Annotated in this window: 5 protein-coding genes and 1 pseudogene; 4 read left to right on the forward strand and 2 right to left on the reverse strand. The window is 60.4% G+C overall.

From position 1 onward, the window contains the following. The 4 genes and pseudogenes from AC1DEZ_RS27605 to AC1DEZ_RS27620 form a co-directional block, all read left to right on the forward strand. Nucleotides 1-507: inositol monophosphatase family protein (locus AC1DEZ_RS27605; RefSeq protein WP_476781338.1), on the forward strand; the 507-nt coding region annotated here is incomplete at its 5' end. Next, nucleotides 429-635 carry an inositol monophosphatase family protein gene (locus AC1DEZ_RS27610; protein WP_476781342.1) on the forward strand — a complete coding sequence of 69 codons (207 nt, stop codon included), beginning with the start codon at nt 429-431 and terminating at the stop codon, nt 633-635. The genes AC1DEZ_RS27605 and AC1DEZ_RS27610, both read left to right, overlap by 79 nt. A gap of 129 nt (nt 636-764) precedes the next feature. Next, nucleotides 765-1,355, forward strand: a pseudogene (locus AC1DEZ_RS27615) (IMP cyclohydrolase); the annotation flags it as partial. A 31-nt stretch (nt 1,356-1,386) separates the two neighbouring features. Then, nucleotides 1,387-1,947, forward strand: a complete 561-nt coding sequence (locus AC1DEZ_RS27620) for a peroxiredoxin (protein WP_476781339.1) — start codon at nt 1,387-1,389, stop codon at nt 1,945-1,947. A 439-nt stretch (nt 1,948-2,386) separates the two neighbouring features. Here AC1DEZ_RS27620 and AC1DEZ_RS27625 read toward each other — a convergent pair whose 3' ends face one another. Beyond that, complete coding sequence (locus AC1DEZ_RS27625) at nt 2,387-2,902, reverse strand: nuclear transport factor 2 family protein (RefSeq protein WP_476781340.1); 516 nt, start codon at nt 2,900-2,902, stop codon at nt 2,387-2,389. 14 nt (nt 2,903-2,916) lie between these two features. Further along, on the reverse strand, nt 2,917-3,513 hold a 597-nt coding region (locus AC1DEZ_RS27630; protein WP_476781341.1), incomplete at its 5' end, for an SDR family NAD(P)-dependent oxidoreductase.

Below are 3,513 nucleotides of genomic sequence, written 5' to 3' on the forward strand. Positions count from 1 at the left end.
GAACAACTGCTGCAGCTCGATCCATCCGCGAGGATCGTGGGCGAGGAAGCCTGTGATCGTGACCCGGCCTTGGCTAACGCTCTAGATGAGGGCACCGTCTGGTTGATCGATCCGCTAGACGGCACCGGAAACTTCGTCTCCGGCCGCGCACCATTTTCGGTCATGGTCGCGCTGCTGCGTGGAGGGGAGACCGTAGCAACTTGGATGCTTGATCCTTTGTCAGGCCAGCTTCATATCGCCGAATTGGGAAGTGGAGCCCAGATTAATGGAGTCCGCGTGGTCGCCGATGGAAAAGCAGAGCCGCTGCGGAAGGGCTCAATTTCCATGCGTTTCTTCCCTCCCGAGGTGCTTGAGGCCATCAAGCCACGCTTGGATCGAGTGCCCTTGATTGTGCCGCCGCTGCTTGCGCAGGAGCCGAGTACCCTGCCATCGCCGCTGGCGATCGCGATTTCGCCGTTTTCTGGCGGACGTTGCCGTGGGATCATCTGCCCGGAGCATTGTTCTTAAGTGAGGCTGGCGGTCGCGTCGCACGCTGGGATGGTTCTCCCTACCAGGCTGGGCAAGACGGTTATGGCTTATTGGCAGCACGCACGCCTGATCATTGGCGAGCCGCGCACCAGGCGCTCTTCGATTAAACTTCGATGTCCGCTTCCGGGCGATCCGCCCGGGCCGGCCTCTGGCGGTGGTGGGCCCAAGGGGCGTACTCTCAGCGATTAGCTTTGAATCGAGAGCAGAAGCGACGTTGAACCCTCGATGGCCGGCCGGCCGCATCCTACCGCATCTCCAGCCGCTCCTTTCCGAACCGGACTGCGAACCGGGTGGGCCGCTCGGTGCAGATCGTTCCGAAGGACGGAAGCCGCGACGCGGCGTCCGACAGCCCCTACATCGCCTATGAATGCCTTGTCTGGGATGAGCGCTTCGTGGTCGTCAGCAACGGCACGCATACACGTCCGATCTTCGAGCGGCTCAAGGCCGGTAACGCGCCGCGCGACGCCATCGCTTCTGTGTTGATGGGGCTCGATCGTGAGTTCGACGAACACGACACGCCGCGCATCTGCGGAACGCTGGATCTCATGCAGGATCGGCTGTGGCTCGGAAGCGTGACCGCACAGTCGTTCCACGTGGCGCCGATGGCCGCCGGCCCCGGGCAACTGGCCTACATCACGACCTATGAGTTTCCTCATCCATCGCGTGACCAGCTCGATCCGTCGTTCGCGGTGCACGATTCCGATCAGGTTTGCCAGCACATGATGGGAAACTCCGTCTTCAGGCGGTTCGATCGGCCCGTCTGCGCGACAGCGGCCGTCGTGTCGAGCGATGGCACAGCCGTTTCCGTGCTCAATCCCCCTTCCTGACGGGTTTCAGCAAGGCCGACAGCAACCTGATATGCAACGCCGCAATGATCCATCCTCCGTGAAGCTTTTGGAAATCATGTCAATAACGTCTCGTTTGGTCGGCAGCTCGGTGCCGAACGTCAGCCTCGCCTCCACCTCTGGGCGGAGCATCGATCTGTCATCGCTTGGAGCGGGTCGCACGGTCATCTATTGCTACCCGCGCACGAGCGAACCTGGAAAGCCGGCGCCGACCGACTGGGACATCATCCCCGGCGCACGCGGCTGCACACCTCAAGCCTGCTCGTTTCGAGATCATCATGCGGAGATTGCCAAGGCTGGGGCGGCCGTATTCGGTCTGAGCACGCAGATGACGGCTTATCAGCAGGAAATGGTGGCCCGCCTGCATCTCCCCTTTGAGGTCCTCAGCGATGAGCACTTCGCCTTCGCGGATGCGCTATCGCTTCCGACCTTCGTTGCTGATGGGATGCGTCTGATCGAGCGAATGACATTCATCCTTAGAGGTGGCGTGATCGAACACATGTTCCACCCGATTACCCGCCCCGAAAGGAACGCAGCCGATACTCTCGAATGGCTTGCGGCTCACCCCATTTAACAATTCGCCATTTCAATCAGCGTAGGCCGGTGGAGACAAGTTCAGCCCACGCGAAGTCCTGCAGGACGCTCGACGACGCCCGCCTTCAGGAAGGAGCGCGCGGTGCTGGTAGTTTCCACCTTTTCGGGGTGCAGAATCCGCTTCGCATCGGTTTCGGCAAGGGATTTAACGTCCGCTTTCCGGCAACGATTCGACTTCCGCTTATGGCGCTGGGTGTTCGCGAGATTCTAGCGACATTGGCGGTTGCCGGCGAGGCTTGGTGGCAGCCGCTCCCTCCGGGTGTTTCGGCAGCAGCTGCAACGAATGCTGCCCGGCAGAGGACACCAATGCGTTCCGTCATTCCCCTGGAAGGAATGACGGATGATTGTCTCGACGAGGTTTCGATGGTGAACTCGAACACCCGAGACGCTTCGCCCGCGGATTTCTGGCTGCAGGTCGCTCATCCGCGCTTCAACGCAGCACCCACGTTTTCGAGAACACCGAGCTGCTGAAGGATGACCGACGGCAAGTTGTAACAATGGAATGAGGTGACCTTCCCGTCCTTCAGGTGGAACACGTCGCAGCACGGCGCATCGATCCTCTTGCCGGTCGCAGGCAAGATTCCGCCGGCCATATAAAAATCGCCCTTATGCGTACCCTGCAGGGCCAATTCGACGATCACGACGTCGTCTTTGACGTAGATATCGCACAGCTCGCGATGCATGTCAGGAAACGCCGCGACCATTGCATCGACAGGTAGGCCGATCTCCTTGCCATAGTATTTCCTGCCGCCCGGCACATCGTAGAAATAGCCGTTCTCCGCGAACAGCGAGATGAACTTGTCCGTGTCCTTGGACGAAGCCTCTGCAAGGGCATAGAGGCTGCGGATGATGTCTTCATTGGTCAGCATGACTGGAAACGCCTGTTGAATCTGGTCTGTGAAAGGAAAGGGCTGCCGCCGGCTGCGGTCATCCAATGATGGTCTGCAATTCAGATCTGAACCTGGCCACCATCGACGAAGAGCTCGATGCCGTTGACGAAGCTCGCTTCATCGGAAGCAAGGAACAGAACGGCCCTGGCGATTTCCTCGGGCTGCCCGACCCTGCCCGCAGGTATCAGGCTGGCGAGATAATCCTTGGTGCCCTTCGCCTGCTCGCCACCACCGAAGAGCTCGTCGAGCCCTGCCGTCTCGGTCACGCCGGGGCTGATCGCGTTGATGCGGATGTGCCGATCCTTGAGATCCAGAATCCAGTTCCGGGCAAAGTTGCGTACTGCGGCTTTGGTGGCGGAATAGACGCTGAAGGCCGGCGTGCCGGAAATGCTGGTGGTCGAGCTGGTCAGGATAACCGAAGCCCCGTCCTTCAGTAGCGGCAGCGCCTTCTGGACGGTGAAGAGCACACCCTTCACATTGGTGTCGAAGGTGCGCTGGTAATGCTCCTCGGTGATCGCGCCGAGAGGCGCCATTTCGCCACCGCCCGCATTGGCGAAGACCACGTCGATCTGCGCGTGCTTCTGCTGGATGGCATCGTAAAGCCGATCGATGTCGGCGAGCTTCGACATGTCACCGCGGACGCCGGTGACCTTGCC

This window comes from Allobosea sp. 10L422 (assembly GCF_056395345.1).